This window comes from Glaciihabitans sp. INWT7 (assembly GCF_014217685.1).
Lineage (GTDB): Bacteria > Actinomycetota > Actinomycetes > Actinomycetales > Microbacteriaceae > Lacisediminihabitans.
This window is the reverse complement of sequence record NZ_CP043653.1, coordinates 2,326,652-2,345,145: the sequence shown is the minus strand read 5'-3', so window position 1 is coordinate 2,345,145 and position 18,494 is coordinate 2,326,652. Positions and strand designations below refer to the sequence as shown.

General features: G+C 67.5%; 19 protein-coding genes. 15 read left to right on the top strand and 4 right to left on the bottom strand.

The genetic code is table 11. The features are described 5' to 3' along the window. Window positions 1–7: 7 nt before the first annotated feature. The 6 genes from F1C58_RS11415 to F1C58_RS11390 all read left to right on the top strand — a co-directional run bounded on the left by F1C58_RS11415 (window position 8) and on the right by F1C58_RS11390 (window position 6,399). Entirely contained in the window at window positions 8–760 is a 753-nt protein-coding gene (locus F1C58_RS11415; protein ID WP_185201227.1) for an FHA domain-containing protein, read from the top strand. Between the two features lie 339 nt (window positions 761–1,099). Next, a complete protein-coding gene (gene leuC / locus F1C58_RS11410; protein ID WP_185201226.1) occupies window positions 1,100–2,590 on the top strand; it encodes a 3-isopropylmalate dehydratase large subunit in 1,491 nt (496 codons plus the stop codon). Next, the gene (leuD, locus tag F1C58_RS11405) at window positions 2,590–3,216 is read left to right on the top strand and encodes a 3-isopropylmalate dehydratase small subunit (protein ID WP_185201225.1); all 627 of its coding nucleotides are present in this window, start codon (window positions 2,590–2,592) and stop codon (window positions 3,214–3,216) included. Before leuC ends, leuD begins: the two co-directional genes overlap by 1 nt. Continuing rightward, window positions 3,217–4,584, top strand: coding sequence for a UDP-N-acetylglucosamine 1-carboxyvinyltransferase (gene murA / locus F1C58_RS11400; protein WP_185201224.1), 1,368 nt, complete (start codon window positions 3,217–3,219; stop codon window positions 4,582–4,584). It begins immediately after the preceding gene. 8 nt (window positions 4,585–4,592) lie between these two features. Beyond that, window positions 4,593–5,357, top strand: coding sequence for a lysophospholipid acyltransferase family protein (locus F1C58_RS11395; protein ID WP_370543651.1), 765 nt, complete (start codon window positions 4,593–4,595; stop codon window positions 5,355–5,357). A 4-nt stretch (window positions 5,358–5,361) separates the two neighbouring features. Continuing rightward, a complete protein-coding gene (locus F1C58_RS11390; RefSeq protein WP_185201223.1) occupies window positions 5,362–6,399 on the top strand; it encodes an NAD(P)H-dependent glycerol-3-phosphate dehydrogenase in 1,038 nt (345 codons plus the stop codon). Window positions 6,400–6,561: 162 nt separating this feature from the next. Here the strand turns inward: F1C58_RS11390 and F1C58_RS11385 are convergent, their stop codons facing one another. Continuing rightward, on the bottom strand, window positions 6,562–7,074 hold the full coding sequence (locus F1C58_RS11385) for a DUF3515 family protein (protein WP_185201222.1): 513 nt from the start codon (window positions 7,072–7,074) through the stop codon (window positions 6,562–6,564). A 33-nt stretch (window positions 7,075–7,107) separates the two neighbouring features. On the opposite strand from F1C58_RS11385, the gene thiL reads away from it, so the two are divergent. Next, window positions 7,108–8,094 carry a thiamine-phosphate kinase gene (gene thiL, locus F1C58_RS11380; RefSeq protein WP_185201221.1) on the top strand — a complete coding sequence of 329 codons (987 nt, stop codon included), beginning with the start codon at window positions 7,108–7,110 and terminating at the stop codon, window positions 8,092–8,094. A gap of 73 nt (window positions 8,095–8,167) precedes the next feature. Here the strand turns inward: thiL and F1C58_RS11375 are convergent, their stop codons facing one another. After that, entirely contained in the window at window positions 8,168–8,737 is a 570-nt protein-coding gene (locus F1C58_RS11375) for an RsmD family RNA methyltransferase (protein ID WP_185201220.1), read from the bottom strand. Between the two features lie 110 nt (window positions 8,738–8,847). Here F1C58_RS11375 and F1C58_RS11370 point away from each other — a divergent pair, with 110 nt between their 5' ends. The 3 genes from F1C58_RS11370 to coaD all read left to right on the top strand — a co-directional run bounded on the left by F1C58_RS11370 (window position 8,848) and on the right by coaD (window position 12,687). Beyond that, complete coding sequence (locus tag F1C58_RS11370; RefSeq protein WP_255461377.1) at window positions 8,848–9,918, top strand: magnesium and cobalt transport protein CorA; 1,071 nt, start codon at window positions 8,848–8,850, stop codon at window positions 9,916–9,918. Window positions 9,919–9,953: 35 nt separating this feature from the next. Continuing rightward, entirely contained in the window at window positions 9,954–12,140 is a 2,187-nt protein-coding gene (locus tag F1C58_RS11365; RefSeq protein WP_219731966.1) for an ATP-dependent DNA helicase RecG, read from the top strand. 64 nt (window positions 12,141–12,204) lie between these two features. Then, the gene (gene coaD, locus F1C58_RS11360; RefSeq protein WP_185201217.1) at window positions 12,205–12,687 is read left to right on the top strand and encodes a pantetheine-phosphate adenylyltransferase; all 483 of its coding nucleotides are present in this window, start codon (window positions 12,205–12,207) and stop codon (window positions 12,685–12,687) included. A 91-nt stretch (window positions 12,688–12,778) separates the two neighbouring features. Here coaD and F1C58_RS11355 read toward each other — a convergent pair whose 3' ends face one another. Next, window positions 12,779–12,958: a hypothetical protein gene (locus F1C58_RS11355; protein WP_185201216.1), complete on the bottom strand. Its 180-nt coding sequence runs from the start codon at window positions 12,956–12,958 to the stop codon at window positions 12,779–12,781. Between the two features lie 496 nt (window positions 12,959–13,454). On the opposite strand from F1C58_RS11355, the gene F1C58_RS11350 reads away from it, so the two are divergent. The 4 genes from F1C58_RS11350 to cofC are packed head-to-tail and all read left to right on the top strand — an operon-like array spanning window position 13,455 to window position 16,328. After that, a complete protein-coding gene (locus tag F1C58_RS11350) occupies window positions 13,455–13,826 on the top strand; it encodes a PLDc N-terminal domain-containing protein (RefSeq protein ID WP_185201215.1) in 372 nt (123 codons plus the stop codon). Between the two features lie 54 nt (window positions 13,827–13,880). Then, entirely contained in the window at window positions 13,881–14,882 is a 1,002-nt protein-coding gene (locus F1C58_RS11345; protein WP_185201214.1) for a TIGR03557 family F420-dependent LLM class oxidoreductase, read from the top strand. Continuing rightward, window positions 14,882–15,634 carry a coenzyme F420-0:L-glutamate ligase gene (locus F1C58_RS11340; protein WP_185201213.1) on the top strand — a complete coding sequence of 251 codons (753 nt, stop codon included), beginning with the start codon at window positions 14,882–14,884 and terminating at the stop codon, window positions 15,632–15,634. Before F1C58_RS11345 ends, F1C58_RS11340 begins: the two co-directional genes overlap by 1 nt. After that, the gene (gene cofC, locus F1C58_RS11335; protein ID WP_185201212.1) at window positions 15,627–16,328 is read left to right on the top strand and encodes a 2-phospho-L-lactate guanylyltransferase; all 702 of its coding nucleotides are present in this window, start codon (window positions 15,627–15,629) and stop codon (window positions 16,326–16,328) included. Before F1C58_RS11340 ends, cofC begins: the two co-directional genes overlap by 8 nt. Here the strand turns inward: cofC and cofD are convergent. Continuing rightward, window positions 16,325–17,317 carry a 2-phospho-L-lactate transferase gene (gene cofD / locus F1C58_RS11330; RefSeq protein WP_185201211.1) on the bottom strand — a complete coding sequence of 331 codons (993 nt, stop codon included), beginning with the start codon at window positions 17,315–17,317 and terminating at the stop codon, window positions 16,325–16,327. The two genes, cofC and cofD, sit on opposite strands and share 4 nt — an antisense overlap. Before the next feature lie 152 nt (window positions 17,318–17,469). Here cofD and F1C58_RS11325 point away from each other — a divergent pair, with 152 nt between their 5' ends. Then, window positions 17,470–18,486 carry an AAA family ATPase gene (locus tag F1C58_RS11325; protein ID WP_370543650.1) on the top strand — a complete coding sequence of 339 codons (1,017 nt, stop codon included), beginning with the start codon at window positions 17,470–17,472 and terminating at the stop codon, window positions 18,484–18,486. The last annotated feature ends 8 nt before the right edge of the window (window positions 18,487–18,494 follow it).

The window sequence follows — 18,494 nt, the reverse complement described above, 5'->3', positions numbered from 1 at the left end:
GGGCGCTGTGTCGGACGAAGGCAACCCCCTCCTGATCACCCCGCCGCCCGGACTGTTGCCCGCCGCGAACCCGGCTCCCGCACCGGCCGAGACTGAGCCGGATGATCCGGAGGAGTTCATCACGCTGCCCCCGGGCATCGCCGATTCGGCCACGCACCGCGTGGCGAACGCGCGGATCGTGCCGCCCCGCGCCACTCCGGCGGATTCCGCGGGTTCCCCGAATTCTTCGGTCGACGAGATCGTGTTCTTCCCGGTCATGCCGGGTAGGCCACCGGTTGTGCCGAGCGCGCAGGATGTGCCGTCGATTCCGTCGGCCGCCGGTGAGGCCGCTCCGGCTTCGGTGCCGACGGTTTCATTCGAGGCCGCATCGGCACCGCTCGAGGGTTCGGTCGACGAGACCCGTGCGAGCGTTACCCGACGTGATTCGACGACTGCCTGGAGCATCGTGCTGCCGACCGGGCAGTCCGTGCCCGTTGCTTCCGCCGTGATCATCGGCCGGGATCCGGTGGCCAATGCCGCCTGGCCCGCTGCCGCTCTCCTGCCGGCGCTCGATCCCGCCAAGTCGCTCTCGAAGACGCACGCTCTGCTCGAGCTCGAGGGCGGCATCCTCTGGGTGCACGATCTCGATTCGACCAACGGCGTGTTCGTCGTGGCCCCGGGAATGGACGTCGTACAGGTCGACCCGGGTACCCGTGTCTTGGTGCCCGACGGCGCGGAGGTCGAGCTCGGCGAATTCATCGTCACAGTGGTGCGCGCCTGATCCCCCAGATCGGTTCCCCCTTGCAGCGTCGGGAAGCTCGGTGCCGCCGTGTTTCGACTCGGGATTAAAGGCGACCTGAGGCAGCTTGAACCCGCACATACCCTCGACTCGATGCCCCCGGAGAGCGCGTAGGCGGGATTGCCGCACCGGATGCGAGCGCGCCGAACCATCATCCGAGGGGGATTCCCAAACGGTGTTAGCCTGAAGCGGTGTTGTTCGGTCTGCTTCTTCTTCGTAGCCGCGACGAGTCCTAGTTTCCAGGCCTCCCTCGTCGCGGAGTCTGGTGCGGGTTTACGCGCCGCTGGCTGACCACCGTTTGGTATAGGAGAGCGCACGACCATGAACGATGTAAACCCCGCAGCACCCCGCACACTCGCCGAAAAAGTGTGGGATGACCACCTCGTCGTGAAGGGCGAGGACGGCAACCCCGACCTCATCTACATCGACCTCCACCTCGTGCACGAGGTGACGAGCCCGCAAGCCTTCGACGGGCTACGCCTCGCCGGTCGCCCGGTGCGCCGCCTCGACCTCACCATCGCCACCGAGGATCACAACACCCCGACCCTCGACATCGACAAGCCCATAGTGGATCTCACGAGCCGCACGCAGATCCAGACCCTGCGCAACAACTGCGCGGAGTTCGGGGTGCGCCTGCACTCCCTCGGCGACATCGATCAGGGAATCGTCCACGTCGTCGGCCCGCAGCTCGGCCTCACGATGCCGGGCATCACCGTCGTCTGCGGCGACTCCCACACCTCGACCCATGGGGCATTCGGCGCGATGGCCTTCGGCATCGGCACCAGCGAGGTCGAGCATGTGCTCGCCACGCAGACCCTGCCGCTCAGCCCGTTCAAGACGATGGCGATCACCGTCGAGGGCACCCTGCGACCGGGCGTGACGGCCAAGGACATCATCCTCGCGGTCATCGCACAGATCGGTACCGGAGGCGGGCAGGGCTATGTGCTCGAGTTCCGCGGCAGCGCCATCCGTTCCCTCTCTATGGAGGGCCGGATGACCGTTTGCAACATGTCCATCGAGGCGGGAGCCCGGGCGGGTATGATCGCGCCGGATCAGGTGACCTACGACTACCTCGAGGGCCGCGCGCACGCACCGAAGGGCGCGGACTGGGACGCGGCTGTCGCCTACTGGAACACCCTCGCTACCGACGCGGACGCGGTGTTCGACGCCGAGGTGTACCTCGATGCGGACGAACTCGAACCGTTCGTCACCTGGGGGACGAATCCAGGGCAGGGCGCGTCGCTCAGCGATCGAGTGCCCGATCCCTCGCTGATCATCGATATGAACGAGCGGGCCTCCGCCGAGCGAGCCCTCGAGTACATGGACCTCGAAGCGGGCACCCCGCTCAAAGACATTCACGTCGACGCGGTGTTCATGGGATCGTGCACCAACAGCCGTATCGAAGACCTGCGGGCATTCGCCTCGATCATCAAGGGACAGAAGAAGGCGGATGGCGTGCGCGTCATGGTCGTACCGGGTTCGGCCCGCGTGCGCATCGAGGCCGAAGCCGAGGGCATCGACCAGATCGTCAAGGACTTCGGCGCCGAGTGGCGCTTCGCCGGCTGCTCGATGTGTCTCGGGATGAATCCCGACCAGCTCGCCCCGGGCGAGCGCTGCGCATCCACCTCCAATCGCAACTTCGAAGGTCGGCAGGGCAAGGGTGGGCGCACCCATCTGGTGTCGCCGCTCGTGGCAGCGGCGACCGCGATCCGCGGGACGCTGAGTTCGCCGTGGGACCTCGGTCTCGATACTTCGGGTCTCGATACGGGCGCTGGAGTGCCCTCCTCGACCAGCGGAACGGCGGGCAACTGATGGACAAGGTCTCCATGGTCACGGGCGTGGCCGTGCCCCTCGAGCGTGCCAACGTCGACACCGACCAGATCATCCCCGCGGTGTTCCTCAAACGGGTCACCAAGACCGGATTCGACGACGCGCTCTTCTACGCGTGGCGTCAGGATCCCGATTTCGTGCTCAACAATCCCGTCTACGCCGGCGCCCGCGTGCTCATCGCCGGCCCGGATTTCGGCACCGGATCCAGCCGCGAGCATGCAGTGTGGGCCTTGCGCGACTATGGATTCGCCGCCGTACTCAGCCCCCGCTTCGGCGACATCTTCCGCGGAAACTCCGGAAAGCAGGGGCTGCTCGCCGGCGAGATCAGCGAATCGGACCTCGAGGTGCTGTGGGCCGCCATCGACGCGAATCCCGGCATCGAGGCGTCCGTCGATCTCGTCGCCAAAACAGCGACGATCGGCGACGTCACCGTGCCATTCGAGATCGATGATTACACTAGGTGGCGGCTGCTCGAAGGCCTGGACGACATCGGACTCACCCTGCGCAACGAAGCGGAGATCACCGAGTTCGAGACTCGTCGGGAACCCTGGCGGCCCCTCACACTCCCGGTACAGCAGGTCTCGAACCACAACGATGCAGGTGAATAGATGAATCCCCTAGCCACAGATGCCCAGAAGGCAGGACGGCGGGTGGGATTGACCTCCGACGAGATCACGATCACCGGCGGCAACCCCCTCAAGGGTCGCATCTCTGTGCGCGGTGCCAAGAACCTGGCCACCAAGGCGATGGTGGCAGCCCTTCTCGGCGAGACGCCGAGCACCCTGCGGGACGTTCCGGATATCAGCGATGTCGAGGTCGTTCGCGGGCTGCTCGAGGTCTACGGCGTGATCGTCACCTCCCCGAAGCCGGGGGAGTTGCATTTCGACACGTCCAACGTGGAGAAGGCACACTTCGCCGAGATCGACGCGCATGCCGGATCGAGCCGCATCCCGATCCTGTTCTGCGGTCCCCTTCTCCACCGTCTCGGCGAGGCTCGCATCCCCGACCTCGGTGGCTGCCGAATCGGCGACCGCCCCATCGACTTCCACCTCGACGCCCTTCGGGCCTTCGGTGCTGTCGTGGACAAGTCGTTCGAGGGCATCTACATCACCGCTCCGGACGGACTGCACGGCGCGGACATCGAGTTGCCGTACCCGAGCGTGGGCGCGACCGAACAGGTGCTGCTCACCGCGGTGCGCGCGAAGGGCACCACCGAACTCAAGAACGCGGCCATCGAGCCGGAGATCATGGATCTCATCGCCATCCTGCAGAAGATGGGCGCGATCATCTCGGTCGAGCCCAACCGCGTCATCCTCATCGAGGGCGTCGATCGACTCGAGGGCTACAAGCACCGCGCTCTGTTCGACCGCAACGAGGTCGCGAGCTGGGCTGCGGCGGCGCTGGTCACCAAGGGTGACATCTTCGTGGAGGGCGCACGCCAGAGCGAGATGATGACCTTCCTCAATGTCTTCCGCAAGGTCGGCGGTGCGTTCGACGTCGAGGATGACGGAATTCGCTTCTACCACCCGGGGGGTGAGCTCAAGCCGGTCTCCATCGAGACGGATGTGCACCCCGGTTTTATGACGGACTGGCAGCAGCCGCTCATCGTGGCGTTGACGCAGGCCACGGGAGTCTCCTTCGTGCACGAGACCGTGTACGAAGACCGCTTCGGCTTCACGGATGCTCTCAACGAGATGGGCGCGAACATCGTGGTGCACAAGGAGGGCCTGCCGGATCATCCGCGCCGCGTGGCCCGGCGTGACTTCGAGCAGGCTGCCGTGATCACCGGTCCGACAAAGCTGCACGGCGCGAACGTGCGCGTTCCGGATCTGCGCGGCGGATTCAGCTACCTCATCGCCGCGCTCAGCGCCGAGGGCGTCTCGACAGTGAGCAATGTCGGCATCATCAGCCGCGGCTACGAGCACTTCATCGACAAGCTCGCGATTCTCGGGGCCGACTTCGTCTACGAGGGCTGAACATCGCAGTGACCGGATCGACCGCATCGACGCGAGTGGCCTCAGAGAAGATCCCGATCTTCCGCCTGCTGGCGTTCCTCCTCGTGCCGCCGATGGAGTTTCTCGCCCGCTACGTGATCATCGACGGCCACAAACTGCCGAAGTCCGGCGCATTCGTGTTCTCTCCCAACCACTACAGCGAGATCGATCCGGTCGTCATCGGACGTGTCATGTACAAGCTGGGGCGCGTGCCGCGATACCTGGCCAAGGCATCCCTCTTCTCCGTGCCGGTCATGGGCTGGTTCCTGCGCGCCTCCGGGCAGATCCCCGTGGAGCGCACCGGCGTGGTGCGCGGGCAGGATCCGATCGCCGCGGCCGATGCCCTCGCGCACGCTGGCCATGCCGTCGTGATCTATCCGGAGGGGTCGCTCACCCGTGACCCGGAGCTGTGGCCGATGCGGGGCAAGACGGGGGCGGTACGGATGGCGCTGCTCGCCGACATCCCCCTGATTCCGGTCGCGCACTGGGGTACCCAGCACGTGATGCCGCGGTACGGAAAGAAGATCAGTCTCTTCCCGCGCAAGACGATCACAGTGAAGATCGGGGATCCGGTGGATCTCTCCGCCTTCCGCGGCAAGGGCGTGGATCCGAAGCTGCTCACCGCCGCGACCGCCGTTCTCATGGCCGACATCACCAGGCTGCTCGCGGACCTGCGCGACGAACCGGTGCCTGCCGAGACCTGGGACCCGTCCAAGCACAGCCAGAGTGAGATCGGTCGATTTGAACAACCCTAATCCGATGACATTGCCCATCCGCCTCTCCCGTCCGGGGGTGCGGAGAGTCGCGGTTCTCGGTGCCGGCAGTTGGGGCACGACCTTCGCCAAGGTGCTCGCGGACGGCGGATCCGATGTCGCGCTCTGGGCACGGCGCCCCGAGCTGGCCCGCGAGATCTCGCAGTCCAAGCGCAACAGCGACTATCTGCCCGGCATCAATCTGCCGCGCAACCTGTGGGCCTCCTCGTTCATCCCCGATGTGCTCGATGGGGCGGAGATCGTCTTCATCTCCGTGCCGAGCCAGTCGCTGCGGGAGAACCTGCGGATCGTGCGCGACGTGATCCCGCCCGACGCCATCGTCGTGAGCCTCATGAAGGGTGTCGAGAAGGGCACCCGCGATCGCATGAGCGAGGTCATCCACCAGGAGCTGGAGATCGATCCGGATCTCGTCGCCGTGGCATCCGGACCCAACCTGGCGCTCGAGATCGCCAAGGAGCAGCCGACGGCCGCCGTGGTGTCGTCCCTCTCGCTCGAGACCGCGACCTTCGTGGCAGCGGCGGCGACGGCCCCCTATTTCCGCTCTTTCGTCAACACCGATGTCATCGGCACCGAGTTCGGCGGGGTGCTCAAGAACCTCATCGCGGTCGCCATCGGCATCGTCGACGGGGTGGGTTACGGCGAGAACACGAAAGCCTCGATCATCACCCGTGGGCTGGTGGAGATGACGGACTTCGCGGTCGCCTACGGCGGTCTGGCGCAGACCCTGTCCGGTCTGGCGGGTCTCGGCGACCTCATTGCGACCTGCGAGTCGTCGCTCTCGCGCAACAACACCGCCGGGCGACTGCTCGGACAGGGCTACAGCTTCACGGATGTCGTCAAGCAGATGAACCAGACGGCAGAGGGCCTCTCCTCTGTGGCGCCGATCCTGGAGCTCGCCGCCGCGCGCGGGGTGGACATGCCCATCGTCTCCCAGGTCGCGCAGGTTCTCGCCGGCACGATGGATCCCCGCGATATCGCGCCGCACCTGACCACCGATGAGGCCCCGGCGATCCTGGTCGAGTAGTTCGGCGGGACTCCCGCCGCCCTCCTCTCCGTCTGCATAACTCCTGCAGTTCTCGGCCCGCGCCGTGCCGGGCCCCGCGGTCACGGCGCGGACCGGTGACGCGCGGCAAACTGCAGGAGTTGTGCCGAAGAAAGTGCGGCAGCGGCGGAGGTTGGGTCGCGACTACGGCGTCGGCGCCGGCGTGCTGTCCGGCACGAAACCGGGGTCTTTCCGGGTGCACTGTTTCGTCTGTGGAATCGAGCCGACGGCGTTGCCCAGATCGTCCAGGATGATCGCCTCCTGGCCCTGCGTCAGCTTCGTGTCGACCACCACCTGCGTCGCCGGCGAGCGGCCCCAGGTCGTGTAGACGTAGCGCGGCGAGCCCGAGACATCCACGACCCAGTCGACGCCGTTGACGGTGGAGCAGCTGGCCGAGGGGGCGGGCTGGGCGACACCGCAGCGCAGCAGCACCGAAGTGGGGTTGCCCCACGCGCTCGTGGCTTGAGCATTGGTCTCGCGGATGGGCTGGTCGACGACACTCTGCGGCAGCCTGACGATGATCTCCGCACACTTCGGATTCGTCGCATCGGCGGCAGGCGTGAGGGGAACCGTGGGGGTGCAGGCCGTGACGAGCCCGAGGAGCAGCGGAGCGAGCACTCCCACCACGAGGGCGGTGCGCTTCCGGGTTCTCGACATCGCAGGCATCCCATTCAGGCTACCGTTTGGAGCATGACGATCACGCCAGAATCCGCCGCTCCCGACACTCTCGGAGGTATCGGGGAATCGGCCGTGCTCTCGCGTATCTTCCCGCGGCTGCCAGCCGCGGCATCCGCCATGCTCGGTCCGGGGGATGACTCGGCTGTCGTCGCCGCGCCGGATAGACGGTTCGTCGTGACCACCGACATGATGATCCACGGGCCCGACTTCCGGCTGGCCTGGTCGAGCCCCCACGATCTCGGGTGGAAGGCCGCCGCCTCCAACCTCGCGGATGTCGCCGCCATGGGCGCCGTGCCGACCGCGCTCGTCGTGGCGATCGCCGCGCCGGCCGACTCGCCGGTCACCCTGCTGGAGGGCATCGCCGACGGGCTTCGCGATGCCTGCGAATCGATGGCTCCGGGGTGCGGGGTGGTGGGGGGAGACCTGTCCGTCTCCGCGACGCTCACGATCGCGGTCACCGCCTTCGGTGATCTCGAGGGGCGCGCCCCGGTGCTGCGCTCCGGCGCTTCGCCCGGAGACATCGTCGCCGTGGCCGGCGTGCTCGGTGCGGCCGCCGCTGCGCTGCACTTGCTTTTCGCCGAGGCGGTCGACGCCTCCGGGAATCCGGATGCCGCTCTCGCCACCGCACTGCGCTCGCGCACCGCGCCCCAGCTTGCGCCGACCCCGCCGATCGCCGCCGGGCGCACGGCCGCCCTCGCGGGCGCGACTGCGATGCTCGATCTCAGCGACGGGCTGGCCATCGACTCCGCACGGCTTGCAAGAGCCAGCGGGGTGGGCATCGACTTTGCTTCGGGCGCTCTGGGCAGTGACCCCGTGCTGGCACTGGGCGGGGGAGAGGATCATTCGCTGCTTGCGACCTTCCCGCCAGAGATCGGCCTACCCGCTGGATTCCGAGCCATCGGGGTGTGTGTCGAAGGGGAGGGACTCACCGTCGACGGAGCACCGCACGACTCGGCAGGGTGGGACCCCTATCGGGACTGGGCCGGATCCGCGGGCTGATCCCGACTCGCTGCTCGAGGCCGGCCGACCCAGGTCTCGATACGGGTGCTGAGCGCCCTTCTCGACCAGCGGGTTACGCGACCGAATCCGCCCACCAGAGGGTCGTGTCGCCGTAGTCCTTGCGGCGATCGAGCTGGATCCCCTCGGGCCAGGTGGGCTCGGGGGAGCGGCTGCTGCGCTCGAGGCAGATCACCGCGTCGGGCTCGAGGCGCGAGGCGAGCGAGGCGAGATTCTCCGCGAGCTCGGCCTCGTCGAGGTCGTAGGGCGGGTCGAGGAATACGAGGTCCCAGGTCTCTGGATTGCTCGTGAGGAAGGACTGCACGAGCCGACCACTGACCTCGATCCGCAGGGTGGAGCCTCGCGGCGCCTGGGCGAGCACCGCGGCCGCGTTGGCGCGGCAGACCGCCGTGCCGGGCCCGCCGCGTTCGACCAGCCGCACGAAGGCGGCTCCCCGGCTCGCCGCTTCGAGTCCGAGCGCGCCGGATCCGGCATAGAGATCGAGCACCCGGGCACCATCGATCACACCGCGGGATTCCAGCGCGGAGAAGATCGCCTCACGCACCCGATCGCTGGTGGGGCGGGTGCCGCTCCCGGGCGTCTTCAGGGCAATGGATCCGGCGAATCCTGAGATTATTCGAGTCATCGAAACCGACCCTATCGGGCTACATGAATTGTTCACCCGACGGGACTACCGTTTTGAGCATGGCCCCCGATTTTCGCAAGCCCTTCCGCGCCCTCTCGCTGCGACCGCGCATGCCAGAGATTCCCGTGCGCGTGGAGACCCCAGAGCCCGGCGAGGTGCGTTCGAGCCTGATCAACAACGCGATCTACGAGAATGGATACCGCGTCGAGACGCCCGCATCGCTCAGCGACACCTACGCTGCGCTCGACGCGCGCCCGGGTGCCATGGCCTGGATCGGGCTGTACCGCCCCACCACCGAGGAGCTCACCTCACTCGCCGGCCAGTTCGGTCTCCACGAACTCGCCGTCGAGGATGCGATCGTCGCCCACCAGCGTCCGAAGATCGAGCGCTACGGATCCACCCTCTTCGTCGTGCTTCGGGCCGCCCGCTATCTCGATGCGAAAGAGGAGGTGGAGTTCGGCGAACTCCACGTCTTCATGGGCAGCAACTTCGTGATCACGGTGCGGCACAGCGAATCCCCGGACCTCTCCCTCGTCCGCGGTCGGCTGGAGAACACGCCAGACCTGCTCGCCCGCGGCACGGAAGCCGTGCTCTACGCCATCCTCGACGCCGTCGTCGACGGCTATTTCCCCGTGGTCGCGGGGCTCGCGAACGACATCGACGAGATCGAGACTCAGGTGTTCGGGGGAGACCCCGGCGTCTCCCGTCGTATCTACGAGTTGACCCGCGAGGTGATCGACTTCCAGCGCGCCTCGGTGCCTCTCGTCGGCATGCTCGATCAGATCTCCAACGGTTTCGACAAGTACGGCATCGGGGAAGACCTGCAGCAGTACCTGCGGGATGTCGCCGACCACGTCGCGCACGCGACGGAGCGAGTGGACGAATTCCGCATCCTGCTCCGCGACATCCTCACCGTCAACGCGACCCTCGTGGCCCAGCGGCAGAACGAGGAGATGCAGGAGACCACGGAAGCGAACAACCGGCAGACGGAGGAGACTCGCAAGATCTCCGCCTGGGCGGCCATCCTCTTCGCGCCGTCGATCATCAGCGGCATCTACGGCATGAATTTCCGGGTGATGCCGGAGCTGCACTGGTTGTTCGGGTATCCCTTCGCCATCGGACTGATGCTGGTCGTCGGCGTCGGGCTGTACGTGATCTTCCGCAAACTGCGCTGGTTGTAACGCGAGGAAGTGCCGGAGGAGGCGGCTACTGTCGAGTGGTGGACTCCCCGCTCGACGCCAAGCTCAGCACCGCCCTTGGCGGGCGCACCGCGGCCGCCCTCGAGAAGGGTCTCGGCCTCGCCACCGTGGGCGACCTGCTCACGCACTATCCCCGTCGCTACGCTCTGCGCGGGGAGCTGACCGCACTCGCGCAGCTCTCCGTGGACGAGAACGTCACGATCGTGGCCGAGGTGCTCGCCGTGCAGGAGCGCACGATGCGGGCGCGCAAGGGGTCGATCCTGGAGGTGACGATCAGCGATGGCAGCGACATCCTCTCCCTCACCTTCTTCAACCAGGCCTGGCGAAAGGCCGATCTCAAGCCGGGGGTGCGCGGCATCTTCGCGGGCAAGGTGGGGGACTATCGCGGCACCATCCAGCTGGCCCACCCCGACTACGAGCTGTTCGAGACGGATGATACGGGCGGCGACTCTGCGGCCGCGGCGGAGCGCGCCCGCAAGTGGGCCGAGCAGCCGGTGCCGATCTATGCGGCGACGGCAGCGGTGGCATCCTGGCAACTCGGCAAGGCGATCGGGGTACTGCTGGACACGCTGCCGCCCCTCGACGATCCCGTACCGGGAGCGGTGCGCGGCGATCGCGGCCTGATGAGCTATTCGCGGGCGCTCGAGCTCATCCACCGCCCGGAGAAGGACATCGAGTGGCGCGCGGCACAGAAGTCCCTGCGCTTTCAGGAGGCCTTCGTGCTGCAGGCCGCGTTGCTCGAGCAGCGGGCTCTGGTGAAGCTGCAGTCGGCGACCCCTCGCGTGCCGAAGCCGGGTGGGTTGCTCGAGCGCTTCGATGCGCAGCTGCCGTTCGTCCTCACCGGCGACCAGACGACCGTCGGCACCGAGATCGCGCGGGACATCGCGGCATCCGCTCCCATGAATCGGCTGGTGCAGGGCGAGGTTGGCTCGGGCAAGACCCTCGTGGCGTTGCGTGCGATGCTCGCGGTCGCCGACAGCGGCGGCCAATCCGCTCTGCTCGCTCCCACGGAGGTGCTGGCCGGCCAGCACCTGCGTTCCATCGTGAAGACCCTCGGCCCCGACCTCGCGGCCACGCTGCGCCCCACCCTGATCACCGGTCAGCTTCCCGTGGCGGATCGGCGCAAGGCCACCCTCGCCACGGTCAGCGGGCAGGCGCAGATCGTCGTGGGCACGCACGCCCTGCTCAGCGAGAGTGTCGGCTTCTACGACCTCGGACTCGTCGTCGTCGACGAACAGCACCGGTTCGGGGTCGAACAGCGCGAGGCGCTCCGTCGCAAGGGCACGGTGCCGCCGCATGTGCTCGTGCTCACCGCGACGCCGATCCCGCGCACGGTGGCGATGACCGTGTTCGGAGACCTGGATGTCTCGACGATCGCCGAGTTGCCCAGTGGCCGGGTGCCGATCCAGAGTTTCGTCGTGCCGCTCGCCGACAAACCGGGCTGGGTCAACCGCGTCTGGGAACGTCTCGCGGAGGAGCTGGCCAAGGGACGCCAGGGGTTCGTGGTGTGTCCGGCGATCGACAGTACGGTCATCGAGAGTCCGCTGGTCGAAGACGCCGTCGCGGTCGGCCCGGCGCCGGCGGCCGTCGAGATCGCCAATGTCACCGATACCCTCGCCCGGCTCCGGGCGAACCCGCTGTTTGAGGGGAGGCGCATCGAGGGGCTCCACGGACGCCTCCCGAGCGACGAGAAGGATGCCCTGATGCGCGCCTTCGCAGCCGGGGACATCGACGTGCTCGTCGCCACCACCGTGATCGAGGTGGGTGTGGACGTGCCCAACGCCTCCACGATGATCATCCTCGATGCCGATCGCTTCGGCGTATCGCAGCTGCACCAGTTGCGCGGTCGGGTCGGGCGCGGAGGAGTGCCCGGGCTCTGCCTCATGGTGACCAGTGCGGAGGAGGAGACGCTCGCGCGAGAGCGGGTCGAGGTCGTGGCATCCACCCTCGATGGTTTCGAACTGGCGCAGAAAGACCTCGAGCTTCGTCAGGAGGGCGACGTGCTCGGCAGCACCCAGTCGGGCGGTCGATCCTCCCTTCGGCTGCTGCGGGTCGCGAAAGACGGAGTGCTCATCACGGAGGCTCGGGCTATCGCCCAGGCAGTGCTCGCGGATGATCCGTCGCTGAGCGGCCATCCGGCACTCCGTCTGGCACTCGAGCGTCGGCTCGATGAGGCGAGTCGTGATTTTCTGGCCAAGAATTGAGCGGCACCGTCATAAACGCCTCGTCGTTCATCGAGCCGTAACACCGGTGCCGTAGGCTCGCCATATGAGCAGGATCGCCGTCGTCCCCGGTTCCTTCGACCCGGTGACTCTCGGTCACCTCGACGTGATCGAACGGGCGGCGAAGATCTTCGACCGGATCCACGTACTCGTCGTGCACAACCCGGCGAAGACGGCCCTTCTTCCCGTCGCCCAGCGCGTGGCCCTCATCGAGAGGGCGATCCTCGATGCCGGTTTCGAGGGCGACATCATCGTGACCTCGTGGAGCGTCGGCCTGCTCGTGGACTACTGCACCGAGGTCGGTGCGAGCGTGATCGTGAAGGGCATCCGCTCTCAGGTCGATGTGGCGTACGAGACGCCGATGGCGATCGTGAACCGCAACCTCGCGGGCGTCGAGACGATCTTCATGCTTCCCGACCCCGCGCATGCCCACGTTTCGAGCTCCCTCGTGCGCCAGGTTGCGGGCCTCGGCGGGGATGTCGCACCCTATGTGCCGAAGGCCGTCGCGGACTTCCTGCAGAACGGCTGACCCGCACGCGGCACGATGCCGCGAGGCGACCCCGCGGCATCCCGAGGGGATCGGGATGCAGCGAGGTCGACCCCGCGGGACTTGCGGGACATCAGCGCGGCGGCAGGTTCAGGCCCTGCCACCGCCGGGCACGCCGTTCCCGCTCGAGCCGGGCGAGATACTGCTCGGCGTGACGGGCACGCCTCTCTCGGGATTCGAGTTCGAGCGGTCGGCGACCCCAGGTGATCAGGGCGAGCCCCAGGCGGAGAGCGGCGCGATCGATGAGGCTCACCCGGCGCACCTGCCGCGGCGCGGCGAGCGGGGGTGAGGGGGGCGGATGGACTGGTTGGCCAGTGCGACCGGGCGTGGTCGACAAAGCGGTTTTCATGACGGTGGTACCTCACTGCTGGAGTGCCGCGCGGGGCGGCGAGATCGATCGGGGAAGGCCGAAGAGTTCGTACGCTGCACAAGACGCGAGCGTGCGGAACCTCGAGGGTCGGGCTTCGACGTCGTCAGCACCGACGGGATCGGCGGTGACTCTGCCTCTCAGGAGGCGAGGATGCCGATCAGGCGGGGACGGCGCCGACGAAGCCGGCGGTAATGCGATTGCGGGTCATTCCCGAGAAATCTGTGTAAATCACGCTGGCTCCTCTCGTCAGTGGCGATGGGCAAACTTATCGGCACAGCGCGGGATCGCGCAAGCACTTTTTTTGGGGACTTCCGTCTGGGCGAGATTCGACTGCGACGGGGGTCTCGTCTTTTGGGACCATGATCCCTAAGCTCTGCTCATGTACCTCATCCCCGCGCTGGACCTGCTGGTGATGGTCTTCGCGCTCGTCGACATCATCCGGGCGGACCGCTGGAGCATCCGGTACCTCGACAAGTCGATCTGGATCATCATCGTCATCCTGCTGCCCGTGATCGGCGCGGTGCTCTGGTTCGTGCTCGGACGGGATTACGGGCAGGCGGTCGACCGGGGGAGCTTCGGCGACCCGCGCCGACGGGAGGTCGTGGTGCTCCCCGAGAGCTCCACCGAGCGCGAGCTCGCTGCACTGGAGCGTGAGATCGCGCAGCAGGAGCAGGATGACCGCCTCCGCCGCCTCGAGGCGAAACTGCGTGCGCTGCAGGCGGAGGGCAGCCCGAATAGTCCCGAGAACTGAGAGCGATCCCGGCGACGCGCCACGGAGCACTGCGGTGTTCGAGACAATAGAGTCATGCCCAGCTCACCCCCGCACGTCGGCTATGCCGCCATGCTCGAACAGTTCCACCCCACCGAGGTGCTCGAGCTTGCCGCCTCCGCCGAGCAGAGCGGATTCCGCGGCGTGATGGCTGCCGATCGTTTCCAGCCCTGGGTGCCGCGCCAGGGACACGCCAGTTTCGTCTGGAATGTGCTCGGCGCGCTCGGTCAGGCGAGCTCAGGCGACCTCGGCACCGGCATGACGGTGCCGACGTTCCGGTGGCATCCCGCGATGGTGGCTCAGGCCAGTGCGACTCTCGCCGCGATGTATCCGGGTCGGCACTGGCTGGGCGTCGGGTCGGGCGAGGCCATCGACGAGCACGTCACCGGCGCCTACTGGCCGGAGACCGCCGAGCGGATCAATCGCATGTTCGAGGCGATCGAGATCATCAAGAAGCTGTTCGTCGCCTCGCTCGCCGGGCGCGACACCAAGCACAGCGGCCCGCATTTCTCGCTGGAATCCACTCGACTGTGGACGATGCCGGAGGTGGCGCCCGAGATTCTGGTGGCCACGTCGGGTCCGGTCACCGCGAAACGCGCCGGCCGCACCGTGGACGGCATCATCATCGACGGGGCCCCGGTGGATAAGATCGCCGGACTGTTCGCGCGGTTCGACGAGGGAGCCCGCGAGTCCGGGCGCACCGGCGGCACGAAAGTGCTCCGGCTTCATCTCAGCTGGGCATCGACCCACGAGGCGGCCATGGCGAATGCCATGACCGAGTGGCCGAACGGGGGGATGCGATTCCCACGTTCCGACATCCGCTCGCCCTTCGAATTCGAGCAGCTCGCCCGATTGGTGCGCCCGGAGGACTTCGAGGGGCGGATGCTCGTGTCGGAGGATCCGAACGCGCATCGCGCCACCATCCAGTCGTACCTCGACCTCGGGTTCGACCGCATCTACCTGCACAACGTCGGGCGCAACCAGCGCGAATGGATCGACGTCTTCGGACGCGACGTGCTGCCGAAACTGGTGCGCTGATGCTCACAGTCTGGGCGATCGAGGGCATCCCCGAGATCGCGGCCGGAGACGATCTCGCGGCGATCATCGGGGGTCTCGTCGGCACGCTCGAAGCAGGCGACATCCTCGCGGTGACATCGAAGATCGTGTCGAAAGCGGAGGGGCGCTTCGTGCGCGCGGCCGACCGTGAACAGGCGATCACCGACGAGACGGTGCGCGTGGTGGCGACCCGCACCCATCCCGGTGGTGTCACACGGATCGTGGAGAACCGCCTCGGAATCGTGGCAGCGGCGGCAGGGGTGGACGCCTCGAACACGCCGGAGGGCACCGTGCTGCTGCTGCCAGTCGACCCGGACGCCTCCGCGCTTCGCCTTCGTACCGCACTCGAGACCCGCTTCGCTGTGCGTCTCGGGGTGATCATCACCGACACGCTCGGTCGCGCCTGGCGCGAAGGTCAGACCGATGTGGCCATCGGCGCGAGCGGTGTGCGGGTGCTCGACGACCTCCGAGGCACCCTCGATGCAGAAGGGCGGCGTCTCGATGTGACGCTGCCGGCGACGGGGGACGAGATCGCGTCCGCAGCCGACCTGGTCAAACGAAAGAGCGGCGGCCTGCCGGTCGCGGTCGTGCGCGGGCTCGGTCACCTGCTGGCGCAGGATGCCGAGGGGGCCCGATCCCTGGTGCGGCCGGCCGCGAACGACATGTTCCGGCTCGGCACCGACGAGGCATGGAGTCAGGGTTTCGAGGCCGGAAGGCTGGCGGCGGGTGAATAGCGCGCCGGGACCGGCGGGCGGACGGCGCCCGGCCAGCACGGGCATCCGCAAATCCGGGTCTGCCGGGTCAGCCGGTCGGCTGACCACCGAGTGGGTGGTCGTGGTGCCCGTGAAGGGTACGAGCCAGGCAAAATCCCGGTTCGGTCCCGGCGATCATTCGGCGCTCGCTCTGGCGATGGCCGCCGACACCGTCGCGGCGGCGATCGACGCGGTCGGAGTGGCAGGGGTGCTCGTCGTCACCACCGTCGAGGCGTCGGCCGTGTTCGACGATCTCGGGGCTTTCGTGATCGTGCAGCAGCCCGATGGACTCGCCTCGGCCATCTCGCTCGGCCTGTCGATCGCGACCGAGATGACCGAACCGGGCCGGGGGATCGCCGTGCTCCTCGGAGACCTGCCCGCCCTCACCCCGGAGGAACTGTCGGCGGCCCTCACTGCCGCCCGCGCCCATCCGCTCGCGATGGTGGAGGACGCCGCCGGAGAGGGGACGGCGCTCATCACGGCCGTCTACGGCGCCACCCATGCTCCGGCCTTCGGACGAGGATCGAGCGCCGCCCACCGCGCGGCGGGATATATGCCGCTCGAAGTATCTTCCGAGTCCGGGTTGCGGAACGACGTCGATTCCGCCGACGCCCTCCGGCCTCTCGAGGGTCGGCTCGGTGCCCGAACCACTCAGGCGTTGCGCGCGAATCCTTAGCGCGGACCCTGGGGAAGCGATGCGGCGGACAGTGCGTCGGCGGCGACCTGCGCACTCGAGTCGAGGTCGCGCATCCAGAGCGGTACCGCGCGCGTGGCGATGCCGGAGGCGGAGAGCGCGGCCGCTGAGTCGGCATCCGTCTCGTCGACGAGCCAGGCATCGAGAAGTCCGCCGGAGTCGCGTGCGCCGTAATGCAGCGCGACCGCCTCCGCGGAGGTCTGCACCCCGATCGCGGTGAGGCAGGCATCCGCCATACCCCTCACGACGGAGCCCGCGATGATCGGCGACACCCCGACGATTCGGGCGGATGTGCCGAGAAGTGAGGCACGAATGCCCGGGATGCCCAGGATGGTGCCGATCGAGACCACCGGGTTGGAGGGGGCGACGAGGATGACATCGGCGTGGGCTATCGCCTCCAGCACGCCGGGAGCGGGGGTCGCGGCGCCCACGTTCAGCTGCTCGAACCGGCGCGCCGCGAGGGCCGCCCGGTGCCGTGTCCACCACTCCTGGAAGTGCATCGTGCCCTCGTCGGTCACCACCTGGGTTTCGACCTCGTCGTCGGTCACCGGCAGAAGGGTCACGCCCAGGTCCCACCGGGCGGTGATGCGCGCCGTCGCCTCGCTGAGGGGAACGCCGGTGCGCAGGTAGTGGGTCCTGGTGATGTGCGTGCCGAGGTCGAGGTCGCCGAGAGTGAACCACGGCCATCCGATCCCATAGGCGTTGAGCTCGGCGCTCACCCGCTCGGTCTCGCCGATGCGGCCCCACCCGCGTACCTCGTCGTTGGCGCCCGCGAGGGTATACATGATGGAGTCGAGGTCGGGGGCGATGCGCAGGCTGTTGAGCCACATGTCATCGCCGGTGTTCACCACGGCGGTGACCTCGGCGGTGGTGCCGCCGGATCCGTCCGGGAGGACTTCGCGCAGATGGTGACGCAGGCCGCGAAGAAAGCGGGCGCCGCCGACGCCGCCGGAGAGTACGGTAATTTTCACGGTGTCAACGCTAGCCCGACCGGACGAGCCGAAGCGCCTGTGCGCCAGGTCGATGGTGCCTGAGTATTCGCTAGACAAGTCACTGAGTATCCGCACAGGTCTGGCAGACTCGCGAAAGATATGGCGAAGAGTGGGCGGGACCAGCGAAGAACATGACGACCAACGACTTGAGCAGCAACAGCACCGACAGCGCGATGCGACTGGACGACTTCTATCGCAACTCCACCGAGATCATCCGCAGCATCGAGACGGTGATCGATGGCAAGAGGGATGCCGTGCAGACGGCCCTCACCGTCTTGCTCGCCGAGGGGCATCTGCTCATCGAGGATGTGCCGGGAGTCGGTAAGACGATGCTGGCGCGGGCGCTGGCGAAATCCGTCGACTGCACGGTCAATCGCATCCAGTTCACCCCCGACCTGCTGCCCTCGGACATCACCGGGGTATCGATCTACAACCAGGTGGAGCGGGAGTTCGAGTTCAAACCCGGGCCGATCTTCGCGAACATCGTCATCGGAGACGAGATCAACCGCGCGAGTCCCAAGACCCAGAGCGCGCTGCTCGAGAGCATGGAGGAGGGCCAGGTGACGGTGGACGGATCCACCAGCATCCTCGCCTCGCCGTTCACCGTCATCGCCACCCAGAACCCCGTGGAGATGGAAGGCACCTACCCGCTTCCCGAGGCACAGCGCGACCGCTTCATGGCGCGCATCTCCATGGGCTATCCCGACGAGGCGGCCGAGCTCAAGATGCTGCGAACCCGCGAGTCCGCCAGCCCGCTCGGCGACCTGCAGCCGGTGGTCTCCACCGTGCAGTTGATCGCGATGATCGCGACGGTGCGCAACGTCTTCGTCTCCACGGCCGTCGAGCAGTACGCGGTGAGCATCGCCCAGGCCACCAGGAATGACCGCGACCTCCGTCTCGGCGCGAGCCCTCGGGCGACGCTCCAACTGGTGCGGGCGGCAAAAGCGCGCGCCGCCCTCGATGGACGGGAATTCGTGCTTCCGGATGACGTCGATGCCCTCGCCGTCGCGGTGATGGGTCATCGGCTCATTCCGACCAACCGCGTCTCCGGCAATGGAAACCCCTTTGCCACGGGAGCCGTCGCGGACATCATCTCGCGCATCGTCGCCGCCACCCCGGTGCCCCTTGGTGCCGTTGGTCCGGCCTGACCCGCGCC

Excerpts from the sequence above, each read along its gene's own strand:
- leuC (WP_185201226.1), top strand. The coding sequence starts at position 1,100 with ATGAACGATGTAAACCCCGCAGCACCCCGCACACTCGCCGAAAAAGTG.
- leuD (WP_185201225.1), top strand. The coding sequence starts at position 2,590 with ATGGACAAGGTCTCCATGGTCACGGGCGTGGCCGTGCCCCTCGAGCGT.
- murA (WP_185201224.1), top strand. The coding sequence starts at position 3,217 with ATGAATCCCCTAGCCACAGATGCCCAGAAGGCAGGACGGCGGGTGGGA.
- F1C58_RS11390 (WP_185201223.1), top strand. The coding sequence starts at position 5,362 with ATGACATTGCCCATCCGCCTCTCCCGTCCGGGGGTGCGGAGAGTCGCG.
- F1C58_RS11385 (WP_185201222.1), bottom strand. The coding sequence starts at position 7,074 with ATGTCGAGAACCCGGAAGCGCACCGCCCTCGTGGTGGGAGTGCTCGCT.
- thiL (WP_185201221.1), top strand. The coding sequence starts at position 7,108 with ATGACGATCACGCCAGAATCCGCCGCTCCCGACACTCTCGGAGGTATC.
- F1C58_RS11375 (WP_185201220.1), bottom strand. The coding sequence starts at position 8,737 with ATGACTCGAATAATCTCAGGATTCGCCGGATCCATTGCCCTGAAGACG.
- F1C58_RS11370 (WP_255461377.1), top strand. The coding sequence starts at position 8,848 with ATGCCAGAGATTCCCGTGCGCGTGGAGACCCCAGAGCCCGGCGAGGTG.
- coaD (WP_185201217.1), top strand. The coding sequence starts at position 12,205 with ATGAGCAGGATCGCCGTCGTCCCCGGTTCCTTCGACCCGGTGACTCTC.
- F1C58_RS11350 (WP_185201215.1), top strand. The coding sequence starts at position 13,455 with ATGTACCTCATCCCCGCGCTGGACCTGCTGGTGATGGTCTTCGCGCTC.
- F1C58_RS11345 (WP_185201214.1), top strand. The coding sequence starts at position 13,881 with ATGCCCAGCTCACCCCCGCACGTCGGCTATGCCGCCATGCTCGAACAG.
- F1C58_RS11340 (WP_185201213.1), top strand. The coding sequence starts at position 14,882 with ATGCTCACAGTCTGGGCGATCGAGGGCATCCCCGAGATCGCGGCCGGA.
- F1C58_RS11325 (WP_370543650.1), top strand. The coding sequence starts at position 17,470 with ATGACGACCAACGACTTGAGCAGCAACAGCACCGACAGCGCGATGCGA.